This is a genomic window from Sphingomonas sp. PvP018 (assembly GCF_017876865.1).
GTDB classification, from domain to species: domain Bacteria; phylum Pseudomonadota; class Alphaproteobacteria; order Sphingomonadales; family Sphingomonadaceae; genus Sphingomonas; species Sphingomonas aerolata.
The window spans coordinates 2420000-2440344 of the sequence record NZ_JAGIOU010000001.1 but is presented as its reverse complement, the minus strand read 5'-3'; the positions used below and the strand labels follow the sequence as shown (position 1 = coordinate 2440344).

Sequence of the window (20345 nt, the reverse complement as noted above, 5' to 3'; positions counted from 1 at the left end):
CGCGAGCCTCCGCGGATCAGGCGGATATCGCCAACTCCGCCGCGAGCAGCTCGAGGATCAGATCGAGCGTCTGCTCCTCGGCGGTCGCCTGGTCGACGTCATATTCATCCACGAGAATCGCGCTGATCGCTCGCGCGGACATGGGGGCATCGATCAGGCCCCAGATGCGCGTACCGACCTCGTTGAGGCCGTAGCAAACGCCCTTGTTGATATCGAGCGCGACCAGTTGCCCGTCAATCTCCGCCGTTGCCGCCGACGTGCTGCGGCGGACCGGCGTATCCAAATCTGCACGAGCCAAACAAAATTCCCATGCTTTTTGAAGCGTTTCGCAGGCCGTCCGCGGAGGCGGCGCGCCTGGCGGGCCGATCGATGCCCAACAAAAAATCGCGCGGCATTACCGCCGCGCGATTTCCCGTGCGTGTTCAGGCCTGAAGATCAGGATGGGCCCATCTGACGACGGAACGTATCACGGTTGTAATTAAGCGCGAAATTCTCGGCATCTGCTGCGTCCATGCGAACAAGCGCAGGGCGCTGCCAGGTCTTGCGAGTCTTCATCATATCGATACCCCTTGTAGCATTTTGCTGTACCGGTGGCATGTCGATTAGCTTCCGGCTTTCGCAATAATTGCATGAACAGGCCAAAAGACGTGAATAGTTTTCCTTACCATTTGCGATTTGACGGCTAACATGAATGATCGTAGCGATTTGACACCCGTGAACCAACAGGATTTGCTTGAAGAATCCCGGTGGCGTGATCGAGCGACTGTGAAAGTCAGCAAAATCATGCAGCGTCATTATCAAACCGGAATGCGAGTTCAGCGCGGTTCGGAGTTGGGGGACCGCACATTTCTGGGCGCGGCACAGCTATGATCGTGACTGGGTTCCCGAGGTCAACGCGCCCCGGTGCGCTTCGTCGACCCGCCGGGACTGTGGAATCAAGACGGGCCCATCTGGCGGCGATAATAGTCCCGATTATACATCAGTGATGCGCTCTCGGCATCGGCGGCATCCATGCGAACAAGTACTGGACGCTGCCATGTTTTGCGATGCTGTGTCATGACTGATTCCTAAAGATCGTGTTTGAATGCGGTCAAAGAATATTAATTTTTGTTATCCGGTCGTTGCACAAATCATCGAAGTCATAGCAAAGTTTTTTATTTACAATGGCGGCGTTGCGTCCCTTATTGGGTCATCTTGACGCCGAGTAGATGGGCTTCGGCAAGGGCGGCATCTTCGACAACGTTCTCCAGCCCCCATCGTCGATTGAACCGGAAAATGGGAACGCTGCGGATCAGCGCCATCGATTCCGTCAGATATCCCGGCGCGCGGCCAAGGAGGTCGGCGATGCGGCGGCGATAGATGTTTGCCGTCACCGCATTGGCAGCGTCGAGCCCCTGCAGACGGTGGATGCCCGGCGGCGCATCCTCGCCGGCCTGACGCAGATGATAGATGGCGGCGACGGGATAGCGGCGATCCTCGGCGGCGCGTGACATCGCGACCTCGAACTTGTCCTCATACCAGGGAATGCGGGTGACCTCCGCGCCTTCGCGGCCGAGTGCGGTAAGCGATTCGATCCAGAGCTTGAGCCGTGGGATTCCCGGGGTGGCCGAAAACCGGCCTTCCGCATCCGCTGCGACCGCGCACAGATCGTCGGTGAGGAGGGGATAGCCGCGCGCTTCGAACACCGCGGCCAGCGTCGACTTGCCTGCGCCGGAATCCCCGCAGAACAGATATGCGCTGCCGTCATGGACGATCGCGTTGCAATGCAGCGGCAGCAGCGCGCGCTGATGGAGCAGCGCCCCCAGCGCGGTCCCCAGGAGATAGGGTGGCATGTGTTCCGCCGGGATGCCGGCGCGCGCCTCGTAGATGATGCGCGCACCCCCCGTCACGTCGAACCAGCCGCACTCGGGCACCGACAGGCGCAACGAGTCGGCGTTGATCTCGACCCGCATATCGTCGACCGCGACCCCCGGATCGGGGCGTGCCGGGGTGCCGCGTCGGATATCGACATCGGGCTGCTGCGCCGCGATGCGGTTCGCGGCAAGCGACCCGAGCGGGATGTCCGAGCGGAACACCAGTCCGAACGCGCGATAGAAATTCACGATGCCCCCTGCGTCTGTCCGGCATGCGGCGCCGCGGCGGTCGCATCGTCGCGCTCGACCGCGACGAGCCGCGATCGCATCGTTTCGAACGATCCCTGGGCGACGACGCGCCCGGCATCGAACAGGAGGATCCGGTCACAACGGCGCAGGCTTTCGAGCCGGTGCGCGATCATCAGGATGGTCGTGTCGGGACACGCCTCGCGCAGCCGGTGAAGAATGATCTGTTCACCGTCGATGTCGATCGCGTTGGTGGCCTCGTCGAGGATCAGCAATTGCGGATCGCGCAACACCGCGCGGGCGAGCGCTAGCCGCTGGCGTTCGCCCCCGGAGATCAGGCTGCCGCGTTCGCCGACCCATGTGGCGAGCCCTTCGGGCAGTCGTGCGAGCAGGTCGTCCGCGTCGGCGATCCATAGCGCCCGGGCGATCGCCGCATCGCTCGCGCCCGGGTTGGACCAGAGCAGGTTCTCGCGAATGCTCGCATGGCGCATGAACGGATCCTGCGCGACATAGGCGAGCCGGTCGCGCCAGGCGCTGTGGTTCGCCAGCGTGACGGGGGTGCCGTTGAGCAGGATGCGCCCAGCCTGCGGGTGGTAGAGGCCGACGAGCAGATCCGCGAAACTGGTCTTGCCCGCGCCCGATCGCCCCGCCACGCCCAGAAACTCGCCGCGCCGCAGTTCCAGATCGAGCGCGTCGACGCCGGAACCCGCGCCGTCGGCCCCGCGCGGGTGACGATAGCCGACCCGGTCGAACGACAGGACCTCCAGCGCCGGCAGGATCGCGTCGGTCGCAAGACCGCGATCGCTGGCGAGTTCGGCCTCCAGCTCGCGAATCTGAGCATAGGCCGGCAGCGCGCGAACGACCTCGAGCGCCTGGGTCTGCAGCGCCTGGGCCGGTCCGGCCATCCGCGACAGGATCAGCAGCAGCGCGACCAGCGTCGGGACGGGGACTGCGACCACGCCCAGTCCGATCCCGGCGATCCCGCCCGCCATCACGATGCCCGCCACCGTCATGCGGAGCCGCGATCGGTTTTCCCTCGCGACAAAGGTCAGCTCGGCCTGGACCGAGTCGGTCATGGCGCGCGAAAAATCGGCGACGAACCGGGGGGCCAGGTTCTGGCTCATCGCGAGCTTGAGGGCCCCGAGAAACTGGCCGACTTCGTTCACCATCATCAGGTTGGCATCGGTCACGCTGTCGCCAACCTGTCTGGCGGCACGGAACAAGGGGGCACTGAGCAGCGCGCCCGTCGCGACGAACAGGACCGCGAGGAGCGTGAGCACCGGGCTGAGCAGCATGGAGATGGTCAGCTGCACAATCAATGTGATCGCCGCCACGATGGACTGGACGAGCCCGATCGCGGCCTGGCCGAGCCGCTGGATGTCGCTGCCGAGGATACGATTGACCCGGGCATGCCGCAGCCCGACGATCGCACCCCATGGTGCTGCCCCCAGGCGTTCGATCAGCCTGATCTGCAGCGAGGACAGGAATTCCAGCTCCAGCCGGATGACCGCGCTCTGCCGGATCGAGATCAGCGCGGCGCGCACGAGCATGAGCGCGGCAAAGGCCGAGAGCACGAGCGTGATCTGCTCCGGGCGGCTGTCGATATGCAGCCGGGCGAGCAGTGTGGACCAGTGTCCGCTAGCGCCCGTCCCCCCGGCAATCTGGAGAAGTGGAATGATGAGGACGAGGCCAAGCGCCTCGACCACGCCGGCAATCGCGACGAGCAGGCCCGTCGCGAGCGACGCGCGCGGCTTGAACAGGCAGAATGCGATGACGAAGGCCCGTGCTTCCTGCCAATTCACAAGGTCATGCCCGTACCGTCGTGATGCGCAGCGCGATCCCCGAAGCGGCGTCACAGGCCGTCGGATCGATGCTGGCGATGTCATGCCGATGCGCGTCGATCGGGGAGCTTGGGGTATATGTCATCGGCAAACCATATAGTCTTTCCGCCTAAGCCAGTGTGCAATGATCAGCAATGGCACGGGCCATTATTGGACGTTTCGGCGTTATTCTCTGAGGTTATTGTTTAAGAAAACAAATGCTGAGTTGCTAAGCATCTGTATAAAGGCATTTGTTCGGGGGTTAACTGCAAATATGATGATGCCAGACTGCGCTGATAATCTTGTGTTAAGAGCCGCGACTTATACGGCCCTTAACCTGGAGGACCGATGTCACTCACCGCAACCATGCAGATCATGCCCATCGATGCGCTGACGATGCGCGAAAGCCGTGCCACACGGCGCGTCGTCTCCGCCGACAGCACCTTGCGGCTCATGCCGGGTGTCGCGCATGACGTGATCGTCGAGGATTTCTCGACGACAGGGTGCCGTCTGCGGTCCTCGATCCCGATGAACGTGGGGACGCGCCTGCGTCTCGCACTGAGCGGCGGCGGCGCTACCGTCGAGGCAGACGTCGTCCGTCTCGCACTTGGCGGCTATGGATGTGTCTTCGCGGTGCCCATTCCAGAAGAGACGTTCGCAAAGGCCTTTTCCGGCGAGACTATCATCCATGCGATGTTCGAAAAGGACCCGGCGGCGCACGATGCACCCGTGGCTGAGTCCCTGCCCGATATCACACCCTGGCCGCGACCCGTGCGCGCCGTCGTCATGGTCGGGTGCGGGGTCGGTGCCTGGGTGCTGCTCGGACTGGTCGTTGGCTGGCTCTGACCACCGATCCCGAAATATCAGTAGTTAGATCGGCAAAACTGATGTTTGCCAGTAGTTTGGCAGCCTTATTATTTAGCAGTACTGCAAGAATGCGATATTCAATCAAAAAAATGCCGACTTCATCCATTTTAGACTCATCTGTTCTACAAGTGGGGTAGGAAAAGTGCGGCGACTCGTCGTGAGGGCGACGGGCATGTTTGGCGCGGGGGGCGTTCGAATGCAGGCGAAACTAGCGGCCGGTCTGGCAGCGGCGACGTTGTTGTACGGGGTCACGGCATTTGCGATCGGCGCGAGCGGCGCATCTGTGTCCGACCCGGCGATCACGGTCGTCTCGACATCCGCGACGGCGTCTCAACCGGCGAGTGGCCAGCAGGCCCCGGGCGTGACGACCGGCATTGCGGCGACGAGCGCTCTGCCGAGCGAGATCGGGTTCGCGTTCGGCGTGCAGACCCATTTCAGCCAGGGATGGAGCCCCGCGTGGCTCGATCTAACGACGCCGCTCGCGACCAAATCCGTGCGCGATACGGTCAACTGGGCCAGTGTCGAGCGGACGGCGGGCGTGTATGACTTTTCCGGTACCCCGGTTCAGACGCTCGCCACATTTTGCGGACGCGGCGGTGCGCTGACGCTCACGATCACGCCGAAGAACGCGCTCTACGACGGCGGGCGGATGGTGTCGTCGGCGGCGGGCCGGACCGCCTATGCGAATTATATCGCCGCGCTGCTGACGCGGTTCGGATCCTGTGTCGTGGCGATCGAGGTCGGCAACGAAGTCAACAGTGCCGGCGCGCTCGATTATCCGGCCGGCGTCGACAAGTTCCGCGCCTATGTCGACATGCTGCGGGTCCTCTATGCCCGGGTGAAGCCCGCCAACCCGCAGGTCGCGATCCTCGGCGGATCGACCAACGTGATCGGGACGGGGTTCCTGACCTCGCTGTTCGCGATCGGCATGCTCGACGTGATCGACGGCGTCGCGGTCCATCCCTATCGCCCCGATGCGGAGGGGATTGATTTCGAGATCGCCAATCTCAACGCCGCCATGAGCCGCTACGGGACGCCAAAGCCGATCTGGGCAACCGAATTCAGCTTCGGATATGCCGATACGCGGCGCGCCTCGGCCGGTTTGGTGAAATCGGTCGTCGAGCTCTATGCCGCCGGCGTCCGGCATGCGTCCTGGTACGCGCTCGTCGAACAGACTCATTTTCCGTATATGGGGCTGTTTACCGGATCGCTGATCAAGCCGCAGGGCAGGGCCTATCGCAACGTCATCGATTCGCTGTTGCCATACGGTCAGCCGGTGCGGGTCGATACCGGGGACCAGCCGTTCAACCTCTACCGGATCGGTGCCGATCGCTGGGTCGTATGGGGGCTGCGCGGCACGATCAGCTTCACCGGCGGTGTTGTTCGCGACATGTACGGGGTGGCCTTGCCTGCTGGCCCGGTCAAGATCGGATCCGAGCCGCTGATCGTCAGCGGGGCCACCGGCTATACGATCACCGCGTCGCAGGTCGTTGCCGACACGATGCTGCAATATGGCAGCGGATCCTGGAGCTACTGGCGTCGCGACAAGGCGAATGTCGATACCCGGCTCGGCGTGTTCGACACCGATTTCGCGAGCCATTTCGGCGATCGCTGGTCCAAGCCGCTGCGCATCAACAATACCACCGCCGCACCGGCAGGCGATGGCGCGAACCCGATCCGCGCGGTGATCCGCTATACCGCGCCGCGCGCGATGCAGGTCGAACTGTCCGCCTGTTTCAGCAAGGCAAATACGGGCGACGGCGTCGATTACCGCATCACCCGCAACGGCGTGACCGTCGCCTCGGGAATCGTCGTCGACACCGCCACGGTCAACGGGGTCAAGTTCGGCCTCGAAATCGGCGATAAGGTCGATCTCGTGTTCGGCCCCAACCAGACCTATGGCAGCGACTCCTTCTTCTACCGCGCCACGCTGAGCAACCGTGGCCAGGGCACGACGGTGGTCTGCCCCACGGCGTGAACCGAACCGGCCCCGGCACTGCGCCCGGTGCCGTGCGCGCTCAGGCGTTGGCGGCGCGGGTGAGGCTGAGGAACACGTCCTCGAGATCGGGTTCCTTGGTCGAGACGTCGACGATCCCGAAACCGCCCGACTGGACCGCGGCGAGGACTTCGCCGGCGTTCACGCGGTCCTTGGCATAAGTGATTTCGAGCGTGCGCGTGCCCTTGAGCGCGATCTTCTGGAAGCAGGCGTTCGCCGGGACCATGCCGACGTCGCGGTCGACGGTGACGGCGACGATCTTTTCCTGCGCCTTGCCGACGAGTTCGCGGGTCGGCTCGTTGGCGATCAGGCGGCCGTTGTTGATGATCGCGATCCGGTCGCAGAGCTCTTCGGCTTCCTCAAGATAATGCGTCGTCAGAATCACCGTGACGCCCGCTGCATTCAGGCTGCGGACATAGGTCCAGAGCTGCTGGCGCAGTTCGATGTCGACGCCCGCGGTCGGCTCGTCGAGGACGAGGACGGGGGGCGAATGGACCATCGCCTTGGCCACCATCAACCGGCGTTTCATGCCGCCCGACAGCGTGCGGGCATAGGCATGCGCCTTGTCCTCCAGATGCACCGCGCGGAGCAGTTCCATCGTCCGGCGCTTCGCCTTGGGCACGCCGTAGAGCCCGGCCTGGATCTCGAGCGTCTCGAACGGCGAGAAGAACGGGTCGAACAGGATCTCCTGGTTGACGATCCCGATCGACGCCTTGGCGTTGCGCGGATGGCCGTCAATGTCGAAGCCCCAGATCGCGGCGCTGCCGTCGGTCTTGTTGACGAGCCCCGCCAGGATGTTGATCAGCGTCGACTTGCCCGCGCCGTTGGGGCCGAGCAGCCCGAAGATCTGGCCGCGCGGGACGTCGAACGTCACCCCGTCGAGCGCGCGCTTGGGTTCCGCCGTGCCAACGGGGGCGTAGGTCTTGCAGAGATTGGTGATGGCGATCGCGGCTTCGGTCATGGCTGCGGCATAGCGGGACGGGAAGGGCGGGTCATCCCCTCGGGGGGCGCAAAGAAGATTTGTTCGCGCGGAGGCGCGGAGATGTCGTATCCAGCCTGTCGGTCGGGAGACCCACTCCCTGTTCCGCCATTCCTGATGTGAAGGTCGCTTCGCGACAAGCGCAACACCTCCGCGCCTCCGCGCCTCCGCGTGAACAAATCCTTCCTTCCTATCACCACCGAAGAACCAATTGCCCGCCCCGCCCGCGCTTGCTATCGCGCCCGCATGCATCCGCCGCTCGAAACCACCCGCGTCACCCACGCCCGCGTCGCCTGCGACGGCGCCACCGACATTCCCGGCGGCGCAGCGCTCGGCCATCCGCGCGTGTGGCTGCAGATCGACGAGACCGGCTATGTCGATTGCGGCTATTGCGATCGGCGCTTCATCCTGGTCGGCGGGGCCGCCGATGGCGCGGACCAGTCGACATTGCGCGACCATGGGGATGGCGCGGGGCGCTAAGCCGCTTATATCTATCGGATGACGATAGCTGCAGACCCCCGCTCGTTCCTCTACCGCGACACACTCGACCCCGAGCAGGCGCAGGCACTCACCGCCAAGGCGCTCGCCAAGGCCGATGACGGCGAACTCTATCTCCAGTACCGCAAGGCGGAGGCGTTTGGCTTCGACGACGGCCGGCTGAAGACCGCCTCCTATGACACCAGCTCGGGCTTCGGCCTGCGCGCGGTGTCGGGCGAGATGACCGCGTTCGCGCATTCGAACGAGATGACCCCCGCCGCGATCCGCCGCGCCGCCGAAACGATGGCGCTGATCGAGCCGGGCGTTGCCGCCAAGGCCGGCCCGCCCCAGGGCACCAACCGCCACCGCTACACCGCCGCCGACCCGCTCGACCTCGTGCCGTTCGCGGACAAGGTGAACCTGTGCCAGACGATCGACGCCGCCGCGCGAGCACGCGATCCGCGCGTGGCGCAGGTGTCGGTCAGCCTGTCGGGGACATGGTCGGTCGTCGAGATCGTCCGCGCTGATGGCTTCATCGCGACCGACGTGCGGCCGCTGGTGCGGCTGAACGTGTCGATCGTCGCCGAGCAGAATGGTCGTCGCGAAACGGGCAGCTACGGCATCGGCGGTCGCTATCTCTATACCGACCTGTTCCAGCCCGAGACGTACAACCGTGCGATCGACGAGGCGCTGTCGCAGGCGCTGGTCAATCTCGAATCCATCGCGGCACCAGCGGGCGAGATGACCGTGCTGCTCGGCAATGGCTGGCCCGGCATCCTGCTGCACGAGGCAATCGGCCACGGGCTCGAGGGCGATTTCAACCGCAAGGGCACGTCGGCATTTTCGGGCCGGATCGGCGAGCGCGTTGCGGCCGAGGGCGTGACCGTGGTCGACGACGGATCGCTCCAGGATCGCCGCGGCTCGCTGACGATCGACGACGAGGGCACGCCGACGCGCGAGACCGTGCTGATCGAGGACGGGATCCTCAAGGGCTATATGCAGGACCGGCTCAACGCGCGGCTGATGGGGGTCGAGGCGACCGGCAATGGCCGCCGCGAAAGCTATGCGCACGCGCCGATGCCGCGGATGACCAATACCTTCATGAAGGCGGGCAACGACGATCCCGCCGAGCTGTTGAGCCGCGTCAAGAAGGGCATCTTCGCCAAGGCGTTCGGCGGCGGGCAGGTCGACATCGTGTCGGGCAAGTTCGTGTTCAGCTGCACCGAAGCGTATCTGGTCGAGGACGGCAAGCTGGGCGCGCCGATCAAGGGCGCGACGCTGATCGGTGACGGCCCCAGCTCGCTGACCAAGGTGCGCGGGATCGGCAACGACTTCGCGCTCGACGAGGGCATCGGCATGTGCGGCAAGGGCGGGCAGTCGGTGCCGGCGGGTGTCGGGCAGCCGACGCTGCTGGTCGACGGGCTGACGGTCGGCGGCACGGCGGCGCAGTAACGGGCGCCGCCGTTCAGCGGCGTCCTAGTCCTCGATCCCGAAGTTCAATCCGCGCGAGACATTGGGGTCGACGACCGCGACCACGAAATAGGCGCCGAACTGCTTTACGCGCTGCAGCCAACCGGTCTTTGCCTTGTAGAGCGCCGGCGTGATCTCGGTCGAGGCGGCGATTTCGGCGTCGACATAGCGGCGGACATGCGCAGCGAAGTCGGGATCCTCGATCCGGATCATCAGCTCCATGTTGATGAACAGGCTGCGCATGTCGAAATTGGCGGAGCCGATATGGACCGCGTCGTCGATGACATACAGCTTGGTGTGCAGCTTGGTCGGCTGATATTCGAAGACGTGAACGCCCTTGCGCAACAGTCCGGCATAGGTGAACCGCGCGGCGGCGATCGTCGCGTTGTTGTCCGATTTCGCGGCGGTGACGATGCGCACGCGGTCGGTGCGACGCCCGGCACGATCGAGCCTGCGCAACATCGTCGGGCTCGGGGTGAAATAGCCGGCGATGATGTCGATCCGCGTCGCGCGGCGCATGTCGTCGCGGACCGCCCGCGCCCAGGGTGACAGCCGCCGCGTCGGTCCGCCGATCAGCCAGCGTGTCGGCCCCTGCGTCTCGCTATACCGGCGCAGCGCATGGTTCAGTTGGCGGAGCTTGCCCTTGGGCTGGTGGATCCAGCTGCTCAACGCATCGAAATAGCCCGTCAGCCGCCCCGCGGCCGGGCCTTCGATCAGCAGGCCGAGATCGCGCCAGGCGTTGTCGGCGACGGTGCCGAAATAGTCATCCTCGACGTTGAAGCCGCCGACGATGATCCGCGCGTCGTCCTGTTCGCCGTCCGCCAGTGCGAGCTTCTGGTGGTTGCGCAGCAGATATCGCCGGCCGAATCGCGCGGAGAACCGGCACACCGCGATTCCCGCCGCTTCGAGCGGGTCGAAGAAATCGGCGCTCGCCGCATCGTCGCTGCCGAAGCCGTCGACGATCAGCGCGACCGTCACGCCGCGTTTCGCCGCCGCGATCATCGCCGCGTTCACGCGCTGGCCGGCGTCGTCGTCGGCATAGATATAATAGAGGATGCGCAGCGACTGCCGCGCGCCGTCGATCAGCCCGATCAGTGCCGTCAGGCGTTCGGGGCCCGCCTCGAGCAGGGTCAGCTGGTTGCCATCGACGGTGAAGACCGACTCCGCCGCCTGCGGGGTCGTGATGCGATCGAGCTCGGGGGCGGGCATGGTCATGGCCCGGGGTAGTGGACATAGCATCGGGCCGATGCAACCTTGCGGCGGGGCGGCACGGGGTAGCGCCGGACACCCAACCGGCAAAATCTTGACTTTGTGGCGCGGTGTGGGTAGGCGCCTGTGTTCTCCCTATCGGTGTTTGTTGCGAAGGAAGCGTCATGGCGCGCGTTACCGTCGAAGATTGTGTCGACAAGATCCCCAACCGGTTCGACCTGGTGCTGTTCGCAGCGCAGCGTGCGCGGCAGATCTCGGGCGGCGCCGAACTGACGCTCGACCGCGATCGCGACAAGAACCCGGTGGTCGCGCTGCGCGAGATCGCCGACGAGAACGTCAAGCCGGCGCATCTCAAGGAATCGGTCATCCAGGGCCTGCAGAAGGTCCGTGTCGACGATGACGACGAGGTCGATGCCGTCGGCAGCCTCGCGGCATCGGCCGAGGCGCTGCGCCTCACCGCCGCCGCCCCGCCGCGCAACCAGAATCTGGGTGCCGATTACGAGGGTTGATCGCACGGACGTGGTGCGGCGCTAGCCGGGCCATGTTGTGATCTGACCCTGATCGGTTTCCGGCTAACGATGCTGCGGCATCGCTTGGGTGGTGTGATTGAAAGGCTCGTGGACCTGAAGGTCCGCGGGCCTTTTCTTTGCGTGGGTGTCGTTGGGGGTGAGGCGGGGGGGTAGCGGGGACGGTTCGCATTCGCCGTCACGGTGGCCACCGGACGCAATCCACATACCGGTCGCCGCCCCGACACCGGTCGCCATCCCACACCGTGCGTCACCCCCACACCGTTCAACACCCGCACACCGTTCGCCACCCCCGTACCGTTCGCCCTGAGCGTAGTCGAAGGGCATGGCACTAAAGGTGCTTCGACTGCGCTCAGCACGAACGGGGGGAGGGGGCGGGCTACCGGGCTTAGTCTGAAGGGCTCAACGCAAGCGCGCCCCCGGCCATGCCGCGGCCATCATGCCTAAAACCACCCCTCCGCGGCAAAGCCGCGTCGTCAGCCGCCGCGGGGCGGCGCTGGCCGGGGCAATCGGTGGATCAGCGCTCCCGATCCACGGATCGCCCCTTGAACCCCTGCGCCACCACGAACCACTCGACCGAGCCCTTGCGGCTCGCCGGCGGCTTGGCGTGTTTCACGCTGGTGAAGTTGCGCTTCATCTCGGCGACCAGCGCGGAATCGGCGCCGCCCGCGAACACCTTCGACACGAAGGTCCCGCCCTTCTCCAGCACGTCACAGGCGAAATCGAGTGCCGCCTCGACCAGCGCCATCGTCCTGAGCGCGTCGGTCTGCGGATGGCCGACGGTGTTCGCCGCCATGTCCGACAGCACCAGGTCGGGCGCGCCGCCGAGCGCATCGATGAGCATCGCGGGCGCCGCATCGTCCATGAAATCCATCTGGAAGATCGTCACACCGTCGATCGGATCGACCGGCAGCAGGTCGATGCCGACCACCGCCGCCTTGGGCAGGCGGCGCTTGATCACCTGTGCCCAGCCACCCGGCGCGATGCCGAGATCGATGACGCGCTTCGACCCCTTGATGACCTCGAACCGTTCGTCGAGCTCGGTCAGCTTGTACGCCGCACGGCTGCGATAGCCCTCCGCCTTGGCGCGCTTGACGTACGGGTCGTTCAGCTGGCGTTCGAGCCAGCGCGTCGACTGCGCGGTCCGCTTGCGCGCGGTGAGGACGCGCGTATGCCCGCCCGAGCCGCCGCGGCTCATGGCCTGGGGCTCCCCATCAGGCGGCGCAATATGCCCTCGCGAATGCCGCGGTCGGCGATGCCGAGCCGTTCGGCGGGCCAGATGTCCATGATCGTCTCCAATATCGCGCAGCCCGCGACCACCAGGTCGGCGCGCTCGTTTCCGATGCAGGCGAGCTTCGCCCGCTCCTCGATCGCCATGTGCGACAGGTCCGCGCTGATCCGCCGCATCGCGCTGGCGGGCACGATCAGGCCGTCGACTTCCGACCGGTCGTAATGGCTGAGCCCGAGATGCACGCTGCCGAGCGTCGTCACGGTGCCGCTGGTGCCGAGCAGCCGGGGCCGCTCGACATTGACCGGCAGCCGCGCGGCGAACGGCGCGATGCTGTCCGCGACGACCTGGCGCATCCGCGCATAGGCTGCGCGCCGGCCCGCCTCGCCCTTGCCGCCGCCCGCATGTTCGGTCAGCGACACGACGCCCCAGGGAGCGGAATGCCAGTCGAGCACGGTCGGGATCGGCGTCGACGTATCGACCAGCACAAGCTCGGTCGAACCGCCGCCGATGTCGAAGATCAGCGCGGGGTCGTTGCCGGGTTCGATCAGCGCATGGCAGCCGAGCACGGCCAGCCGCGCCTCTTCCTCCGCGGTGATGATGTCGAGATGGATGCCCGTCTCCGCAAGCGCGCGGGCGATGAAGGCGGGGCCGTTGCGCGCCTGGCGACAGGCTTCGGTCGCGACCGAGCGCGCCAGCGTGACGTTGCGGCGCTTCAGCTTGTCCGAACACACGCGCAGCGCGGCGATCGTGCGCTCGATCGCGGCGTCGCTCAGCTGCCCGGTGGACGCGAGCCCTTCGCCGAGCCGGACGATCCGCGAGAACGCGTCGATCACCGCGAATCCGCCCGCCTGCGGACGCGCGATCAGCAATCTGCAATTGTTGGTGCCGAGATCCAGCGCGGCAAACGCCTGCGCATCGGCCCACCGCCCTCGACCGGGCCGGGTCGCCGCCGGACGGGCAGGACCAGCCTGCCGGGACGGCATTCGGGCGGAAACATCCCCCATCGCCGTAAAACTCACTATCTATATCTGCCGCCGCGGGAAAATACCCGCCCGGTGCTTGGCGACGAATGTAGCGCAGCGCGGCGATTACGCAAGCGACGTGGCGAATTGGCACCATCAGGGCGTTGACACGGCGCAAACCCCCGCTTAGATCGCGCCCTCGCTGATGCCCCGTCGTCTAATGGTAAGACTGCGGTTTCTGATACCGCCTATTGAGGTTCGAATCCTCACGGGGCATCCAGCGCGTTGTCGAGACAAGCTAACTGCTGCATGTCGACAAGCTAAGTGCTTTTACGGCACCTCGAACGTCCTTTCGAACGGTTGGTATGCGAGCTACGTGCTGCGCTTCCTTAAGAATTAGGTTAGCTGACGGCACCGCGGTAAACCTCATTCAGTAAGGTTATTCGCACGTTGCGCCTCGTGGGTGCTCATACGTCAAGGCTACGAGGGAACTGGACATCCAGCGTAGCCACGTGATGCGAAGATGCGCTCTCGTCTGGGCAAGCGATGTCGCCACACGGGTCATCCTCTAAGTGATCGCTCCAAAGGCCAGTTTCTTGCCTGCATCGCATCGAATCTGAGCTTTCCAAGCTGTCGCCTGATGAGCCAGGTCTCGTCTTAACGGTTGGACCTTCTCCGGCGCGTGAAGCAACCCTGGTTAGGCGGTCCCCATGACCGATCGTGCCCGAATACTCTTTAGTCGAAGCTGACGATCGAGGATGGTATGCACGACTACGTCGATATCCGGCCTGCTCGTAGTGGCGAGTGGCGAGGGAGCAGGTGAATCCTAGGAGAAACGGGCTCGAAGGCTATTCGACGAGATGAGCCGCAACATAGGCAGAAAGTCACTCAACCAACCAGCTCAAGAGCGTGTATCCACTGGCGTTGTAAGCGGCGCCGAAGTCCGCGGAGCGACCGCTGACGAGCGGCATCCGTAACGGCATCAACTGGCGGAAAAAGCCTCTGCTGACGGCCATTATCACGATGCAAAACGAGTGGGAGGAGGACTGAGCGGAGATTGATCAGTACTGCGGCGGGCACTCCCTCAAGATGTTCGACGACTGAACCTCGTCCTCACCGATCGCCCGCCGCTCCGTTCGATCGCACGACGCCGTGGTGGGCACGCATAGGCAGATGACCGGGTCCGACGATGGCCGGACGAAGGCATCGATCCGGACGTCGGGACCAAACCGGCTTTCGCTCGGCGGTTCCGCATCTGTCTGGCCGAACGATTGCGACTTTCGCAGATGTCCCGCTCATCGCCTCGGCACCCTCAATCCACGCGGCAGTGCCGTCACCGACCTATCCAGCCTCGAGGACGACGGGATTCGCCGGTCAGATCGTGTCGTTGTCGAGGGAATTCCCTGCCACGCGCCATGCTTGATCGCGGCGGCAGGATAGAATGCCCGAGCCTGAGGAACGCTAAGGTGTGCATGAGAACACCGGTCCGACAAGCCCGATCATGCGGCCAGCAAAGGGGCGGTCGTGTTCCGACCCTACAACGGAACTGTCCGTAGATGCGCTGCTGGGTTCAATAATCCGGGTCGCAATTAACCAGACGGACATGACGCCTCGCAGGATGCGACCCAAGCGTGGTCACGGAAGCCGGGCTCGGGTCAATCAGGTCACGCGAGGCCGAGTTTCGCAGCCTTGAGGTCAAACCTGTGGATAACGATTGCCGTAGGACGCTTCGGAGGTTGCTCAGCGTCGAACAGAGACGCTGAGCTGTCAGACGTATCTCTTCGCACAAAGCTTCGGCTTCGATCTGCTCGAACACGCGCACCGCACGTTCGGCCTGACGCCCGCGAAACGTGAGAACGCGCATCACGACCACCCATCGACCCTGCCGGTCCAAGGCGATCTTCGCCACGCCATGTGCCAGGACCGTACGGAGGTGTTCATGCCTTCGGAACGCCGTGACAGCGGCCAGGGCCACGGCGCCTTCGTCGCCGAAGGGACCGCCCGTACTCAAAGCGTCCTCCAGATCCTGGAACCGCTGACCAACGAGATGTCGCAGAGCAATCCGCGTGCCGCGTTCGGGAAGGTCAGAAAGAAGCAGCAACGTCTCGCTGACGCTCTGTTCGGCGCTAGCGAATGACTGAAGCGCCAACCCGCGCCATGCGTTGACGGCGGCGATGGCCGCCTTCCAATCGGCTTGATCGGTCTGCGGGCACTTTGGATCATTCATCCACGATATCTTGCAGGATTGCGTTGCGAAGTCGTTGCGCCCTTCAGGTGGGTGCTCGAGCGTCAGGACCTCGGTCGGACGAAACTGAGTACCGGGAGATGCGCCACGAAGCCGCAGGGCCTTCTGAAGGCATTCGATCGGCAAGACCCGAGGGTACTTTCGCTCACCGGTAGCGTGGCGCTACGCGCCACTTCGGTTCAGGTCTGACAGCAGCATGCCGTTGAGGGCGGATCGAGCGCGCGTGCATCGGGCACTTCTCCTCGTCCATCAGGCCGGCCGTCGTCGCCATTCGTGCTTTCACGAGGAAAACCCCGCCGGCACGACTGGAACCGTCCAGGCACACGATCATCGCGAAGTCCCCTCCGTGCCGTCCGGTCCCGACCGAGGATCCTTTCCGTTGCCCCGCCACAACCGAAGAGGGCGGGGTCCTCCAACGGCCAGACCGTTCGCCCTCGCACGTCGCTCGTCGCGGAGCATCGAACCCACCATCAGATTCCTGAGGGCGGTGTACCCCTTGTCTACACAGATGGCGCGCCATCGACGGTACCGGTGGGTCTGCCAGCGCACCCAGTCCCACATCCGATCGCGTTCGACGGTCTGCGCGAACGCGATGACCAGAAACGGAGCGTCCTCGCTGCCGATACGCAGGGACACGCAGGGCCGGCCGAGGATCTCGGTCGACGCGGCCGTCACGGTCCTGGCCTTCCGGGCCAACGCATCGGACAGGTCCTGAAGCTCGACGGCGCGGCGGACGTCGCGATCACGTTCGCCCTCCATCATGAGGGTGAGCAGTTCCGGACCCACTATCGGCGCCATCAGGGCCCACACCGACCAGCGCTCGGGACGGGTGAGCATCCAGTCGTGGAGTTCGCGCGCGTCATCGACGAACGCCATCTCCAGGATCCAGACCGGCAGGCCCGGTTCTATCTCGCCGTATGCCTCGCCGAAGTTCCGGACGAGGCAGACGCCTACGAAATCGCTGGAGACCCCACCATGCAGGATCGGGACGAACGCGGCGGGACGTCGCGGCGCGGGGCCGCCATCTGGTGCATCGACCATGCTTCATCAACTCCGTTCATGGTTTTAGCCGGGCGTCAGGCGACGGCGACGTCATCGGGCCTCAGCCCTTCGCGGAATGACGCTCGCACCAGGACGTGGATCGGAACCTTGGCTTCGCGATCCCTCCGTAGACCTGCACGACGATCCACTCGTACTCCGCTTCGAAGGCAGTGTCGGAAACCTCCTTCGACCAGTGCCGCGCCTGCGCGTTCCAACGGTAGCCGCGTGCCTTCAGAAGGTCCTTGGTCTCGAACGGGGCATCCACGGCATCCACGATCCAGGCAGGCCTCACCGCAGCCTCCACGGCGGCCTTCAGCACCGTACCGCCGGATGGCAGCCTGTGATCAAGCAGGTGGAGCAGCGCGGTCACGTCGGTGGAGGCACGATGCGCATCGAAGAACCACCCCATCTGCATCAGCAGATGTCCGAGGGTCCGTCCTTCGAAGCCGTTCGCCTTCCAGTCCACGTCCTTCAGCGTACAGACCCAGGGTCTGCCGGCGGTAAGGGGCAGCCGCTTCTCGACGAAGGGACAATCGAACGACGCGTTGTGCGCGACGACGAAGTCCGCATCCGCGATGAGGGATGCTGCGATCGGGTCCATGATCGATCGTCCGGCGACGTCCGCATCCGCTATGCCGGTCAGCCGGGTGATCTCCGACGCGATCGGTCTGCCCGGGTCCTCGAGCCAGTAGTGCGGACGGCCGGTCGTCACGATCCGACCGTCCTCGTCGGCCCAGAAGCGCTGCAGCGCGAGCTCGATGATGGCGTCGTCCGCGACGTGGAGACCCGTCGTCTCCACGTCGATGGCACATCCGGCAAGCATTCCCGGGCGGACGCCCCGCGCCAGGTTGCGGCGCATCGCGGGCATGCGACGCAGGACGCGGAAGTCGCGATGACGATCCACCAGGGTCGCCATCGCCTCCATCGTCGCCGTCGATCCCATGGCGACGACCTCCGTCATGCCGCGAACCGCTGCTCGATGTACACCGACAGCCCTGCGGCCAACGGCGAACCGGGATCTGCCGCGACCTGCACGAGGATGTCGGCGACCGCCGGGGAGACGAGTGCCTCGGCCAGCGGCAGGGTCGGATCGAATCCTTCCAGGATATCGATTGCGCCAGCGGTCGCAGCGCCATGCCGAGCGCGCAGCCGACTCTCGGCGTCCACACGGTCCTTGGCGATGACGGCATCGAACGCCTGGATGGTACCGCCTTCGCTCTCGGCGACGTGGAACGACGTCCAGAGCCGCGGTCGTTCGTCGTCCGCCTCCCACGGATGATCGTCGTCGTCGGAAGCCTCGTCGTCGTCCATGAGGGCATCGAGTTCCACGGGCTTCGCATCCAGATCGATGGAGAGACCGTGCAGCAGCACCGCCCGGAGGCACTCCTCGCGACCGAGGCAGGCCTCGATCGCCGAACGACCTTCGAAGAGCTCACGCGGCGCGAGCATCCAAGCCATCGGATCGTGCCCGATCGCCTCGCGTTCGAACCGCGATGCGGTATCGGCTGCCACGAGCGCGAGGCGGATCAGACCGCGCCACGTCGTGACCACCACCTCGTCGCCCGCGGCGTCATGATCGAGGGGATCGATCTGGAACGGCGGCACCGGAGTCCGGGCATCGTCCATCTTGGTGCGTTCGATTGCATCGATCTGCATTTTGCATACTCCCGACCGCCTGATGCTGAAACGGAGCCTTCTTCCGGTGGGCGGCGCTGACCGGACGCTACCAACATAGCGGACGCAGATAATAATTCAATAGAAATTGTATCAATTAATATTGAACTATGTTGCCTGTGCCTTCGAAGCCGCCTACATCCCGTCCATGCAGGAAGCCGAAGCGCTGAGGGTCATGAGCGCACTGGCCCAATCAACGAGGATGAACGTGTTCGTCATGCTCTTAACGGCCGGAGAGACCGGGATGGCGTCCGGCGACATAGCCGACGCGGTCGGCGTTCCGCGGAACCTGATGAGTTCGCATCTCGCAGTGCTAAGCAAGGCGGGCGTCATCGCATCGACGAGGGACGGACGCTCCGTCGTCTATACGGCCGTCGGCGGGATCGTCACTGCGCTCGGTGACCATCTGCGCGACCTGGTGAAGCAGGCACGCGGACAGCGTGCGGTAGACTAGACGTACCGGCTTGTTTCGGTACCAGCGCGACGGACGATCGAAAGAGTCGTCACGTGGTGATCCACGACAAACATCACGTACCATAGGGATCCGAGGGAGGACTCGGAGCACTTCTCTCGAAGACACGTGCCCTTCGAAGGGCGGACCGGTATCGTGGGGCAGGGAACTGCCCTGGGTAAACCCGGACCGATCATTGAAAGGTCGTCGCGCAGCGAAGGAGAGGCTTATCCACATGGCCAGTGATGCAGTTCCGTCCGGCATGATAAAGCGCTGTCTGGTCCAGCCGGACGGCTTCCTGTCCTTGTCGGATTCCGCATCGTGGAGACTCGGAGCCGTGCTCTTCGCTCGCCGCTCTGATGTCTTCGCCGTGGTGAGGAAGGCGCCGGTGGACCTGGACGCGTATGAATTCGCGGGCCTGCATGCGCTGCCGGGAGGAATGGCGCGAGCCCGCTGGTCTTCGGACGGCCAGGACGCCTCATCGGAAGACATCCTGAGAAGCTCGCTGCTCGATCGTGTCCACCGAGAAGCCGGCTTGGCCAACGAGCATCTGCAGTATCCGGCCCTCGCGTCCTTCGGACCGATAGTGTCCAGCTACACCGCGAAGCGACAGCAGCGCTTCACGCTGATCGTGCCCTTCGTGAGTGGGGTCGCTTCGGCTGCGCGCTTGCTCCCATCCGATCAATCGGTGGATGAGAGTTCGTGGATGTCCATTCCACCGGCTTGGGACAAGCTTGCTCCCGGTAACCGCATCACCATCGCCCATCTCGTCTGGAACGACATGGACGAGGATCAGCGCGCGGCTGCCCGGTTGCCCGTCGAACAATCGGCACGCCGATGTTCCGACTGGGGAAGGTCGATCGGGGTGGCGCCAGTACCGCCCCCGTGGGCGAGCAGCGATGAGATCACGACGTGGCGCGAAGGTTGGCCTCGCTAGTCTGGATCGTGTGGTTTCGCTGTTGCACGCGAAGCTGCCGCCGCGGTGCTGCTCCCGCCCTCTGCCTTACCCTAACGCCTCCGCCATGCCGTGATCGAGTGCCTCCCCGAACCACGACGATGGTCCTCCGACGAACAAGGATCGAACGGCTTATCGTAGGCCCGCGGATTATGCGTACGGCTGCAGGCGATCGTCTCGCTCCATCGGCGCGGCGTGGGGTCGACGTCTCGACGGCTCGATGAACGACCCGCCGGCTCCGGAGCGACCCATCGCAGCGCCGCCGCTTCGGGTCTCCCGGACTGTGCCGTTGTTCATCCGGTATCGGGTCGTCGTGCCGTTCAAGGCCCTTGGTTCGATCTC

General features: G+C 64.7%; 19 protein-coding genes and 1 tRNA gene. 8 read left to right on the top strand and 12 right to left on the bottom strand.

The genetic code is table 11. The annotated features are described in order from the left end of the window. Nucleotides 1-16 precede the first annotated feature (16 nt). The 4 genes from J3A66_RS10665 to J3A66_RS19530 form a co-directional block, all read right to left on the bottom strand. The gene (locus J3A66_RS10665; RefSeq protein ID WP_037528629.1) at nucleotides 17-298 is read right to left on the bottom strand and encodes a PqqD family peptide modification chaperone; all 282 of its coding nucleotides are present in this window, start codon (nucleotides 296-298) and stop codon (nucleotides 17-19) included. 137 nt (nucleotides 299-435) lie between these two features. After that, entirely contained in the window at nucleotides 436-795 is a 360-nt protein-coding gene (locus J3A66_RS10660) for a hypothetical protein (protein ID WP_192003553.1), read from the bottom strand. A 386-nt stretch (nucleotides 796-1181) separates the two neighbouring features. Beyond that, the gene (locus J3A66_RS10655) at nucleotides 1182-2102 is read right to left on the bottom strand and encodes a hypothetical protein (RefSeq protein WP_209568829.1); all 921 of its coding nucleotides are present in this window, start codon (nucleotides 2100-2102) and stop codon (nucleotides 1182-1184) included. Then, entirely contained in the window at nucleotides 2099-3901 is a 1803-nt protein-coding gene (locus J3A66_RS19530) for an ABC transporter ATP-binding protein (protein WP_209568826.1), read from the bottom strand. Before J3A66_RS19530 ends, J3A66_RS10655 begins: the two co-directional genes overlap by 4 nt. Before the next feature lie 366 nt (nucleotides 3902-4267). On the opposite strand from J3A66_RS19530, the gene J3A66_RS10645 reads away from it, so the two are divergent. Beyond that, nucleotides 4268-4765: a PilZ domain-containing protein gene (locus J3A66_RS10645; protein ID WP_209568824.1), complete on the top strand. Its 498-nt coding sequence runs from the start codon at nucleotides 4268-4270 to the stop codon at nucleotides 4763-4765. A 217-nt stretch (nucleotides 4766-4982) separates the two neighbouring features. Then, nucleotides 4983-6764, top strand: coding sequence for a hypothetical protein (locus J3A66_RS10640; RefSeq protein ID WP_209568822.1), 1782 nt, complete (start codon nucleotides 4983-4985; stop codon nucleotides 6762-6764). A gap of 40 nt (nucleotides 6765-6804) precedes the next feature. Here J3A66_RS10640 and J3A66_RS10635 read toward each other — a convergent pair whose 3' ends face one another. Beyond that, a complete protein-coding gene (locus J3A66_RS10635) occupies nucleotides 6805-7743 on the bottom strand; it encodes an ABC transporter ATP-binding protein (protein ID WP_056673057.1) in 939 nt (312 codons plus the stop codon). Nucleotides 7744-8007: 264 nt separating this feature from the next. Between J3A66_RS10635 and J3A66_RS10630 the strand changes: the two genes are divergently transcribed. Together J3A66_RS10630 and tldD are read left to right on the top strand one after the other, a co-directional pair. Next, nucleotides 8008-8241, top strand: coding sequence for a zinc-finger domain-containing protein (locus J3A66_RS10630; protein ID WP_031393477.1), 234 nt, complete (start codon nucleotides 8008-8010; stop codon nucleotides 8239-8241). Nucleotides 8242-8259: 18 nt separating this feature from the next. Beyond that, nucleotides 8260-9690, top strand: coding sequence for a metalloprotease TldD (gene tldD / locus J3A66_RS10625; RefSeq protein ID WP_056673054.1), 1431 nt, complete (start codon nucleotides 8260-8262; stop codon nucleotides 9688-9690). Nucleotides 9691-9714: 24 nt separating this feature from the next. On the opposite strand, the gene J3A66_RS10620 is transcribed toward tldD, so the two are convergent. Then, entirely contained in the window at nucleotides 9715-10923 is a 1209-nt protein-coding gene (locus tag J3A66_RS10620; RefSeq protein ID WP_245336793.1) for a phosphatidylserine/phosphatidylglycerophosphate/cardiolipin synthase family protein, read from the bottom strand. A gap of 158 nt (nucleotides 10924-11081) precedes the next feature. On the opposite strand from J3A66_RS10620, the gene rpoZ reads away from it, so the two are divergent. Then, entirely contained in the window at nucleotides 11082-11426 is a 345-nt protein-coding gene (gene rpoZ / locus J3A66_RS10615; protein WP_031439727.1) for a DNA-directed RNA polymerase subunit omega, read from the top strand. Nucleotides 11427-11961: 535 nt separating this feature from the next. On the opposite strand, the gene J3A66_RS10610 is transcribed toward rpoZ, so the two are convergent. Then, nucleotides 11962-12642: an RlmE family RNA methyltransferase gene (locus J3A66_RS10610; protein ID WP_031393473.1), complete on the bottom strand. Its 681-nt coding sequence runs from the start codon at nucleotides 12640-12642 to the stop codon at nucleotides 11962-11964. Then, the gene (locus tag J3A66_RS10605; RefSeq protein WP_056673048.1) at nucleotides 12639-13658 is read right to left on the bottom strand and encodes a Ppx/GppA phosphatase family protein; all 1020 of its coding nucleotides are present in this window, start codon (nucleotides 13656-13658) and stop codon (nucleotides 12639-12641) included. Before J3A66_RS10605 ends, J3A66_RS10610 begins: the two co-directional genes overlap by 4 nt. 185 nt (nucleotides 13659-13843) lie before the next feature. On the opposite strand from J3A66_RS10605, the gene J3A66_RS10600 reads away from it, so the two are divergent. Next, nucleotides 13844-13917, top strand: a tRNA-Gln gene (locus J3A66_RS10600). A gap of 1290 nt (nucleotides 13918-15207) precedes the next feature. On the opposite strand, the gene J3A66_RS10595 is transcribed toward J3A66_RS10600, so the two are convergent. From J3A66_RS10595 to J3A66_RS10580, 4 genes are all read right to left on the bottom strand, one after another. Beyond that, the gene (locus J3A66_RS10595; RefSeq protein ID WP_209568820.1) at nucleotides 15208-15864 is read right to left on the bottom strand and encodes a hypothetical protein; all 657 of its coding nucleotides are present in this window, start codon (nucleotides 15862-15864) and stop codon (nucleotides 15208-15210) included. Between the two features lie 345 nt (nucleotides 15865-16209). Then, nucleotides 16210-16923 (bottom strand): hypothetical protein, encoded by a 714-nt coding sequence (locus J3A66_RS10590; RefSeq protein ID WP_209568818.1) that lies wholly within the window; start codon nucleotides 16921-16923, stop codon nucleotides 16210-16212. Between the two features lie 61 nt (nucleotides 16924-16984). Next, entirely contained in the window at nucleotides 16985-17884 is a 900-nt protein-coding gene (locus J3A66_RS10585) for a 3'-5' exonuclease (protein WP_209568816.1), read from the bottom strand. After that, nucleotides 17881-18549 carry a hypothetical protein gene (locus J3A66_RS10580; RefSeq protein ID WP_209568814.1) on the bottom strand — a complete coding sequence of 223 codons (669 nt, stop codon included), beginning with the start codon at nucleotides 18547-18549 and terminating at the stop codon, nucleotides 17881-17883. The genes J3A66_RS10585 and J3A66_RS10580 overlap by 4 nt, the downstream gene beginning before the upstream one ends. 151 nt (nucleotides 18550-18700) lie before the next feature. Here J3A66_RS10580 and J3A66_RS10575 point away from each other — a divergent pair, with 151 nt between their 5' ends. Continuing rightward, nucleotides 18701-19051, top strand: a complete 351-nt coding sequence (locus tag J3A66_RS10575) for a metalloregulator ArsR/SmtB family transcription factor (RefSeq protein WP_209568812.1) — start codon at nucleotides 18701-18703, stop codon at nucleotides 19049-19051. A 232-nt stretch (nucleotides 19052-19283) separates the two neighbouring features. Next, nucleotides 19284-19985 carry a hypothetical protein gene (locus J3A66_RS10570; RefSeq protein ID WP_209568810.1) on the top strand — a complete coding sequence of 234 codons (702 nt, stop codon included), beginning with the start codon at nucleotides 19284-19286 and terminating at the stop codon, nucleotides 19983-19985. Nucleotides 19986-20345: the final 360 nt, after the last annotated feature.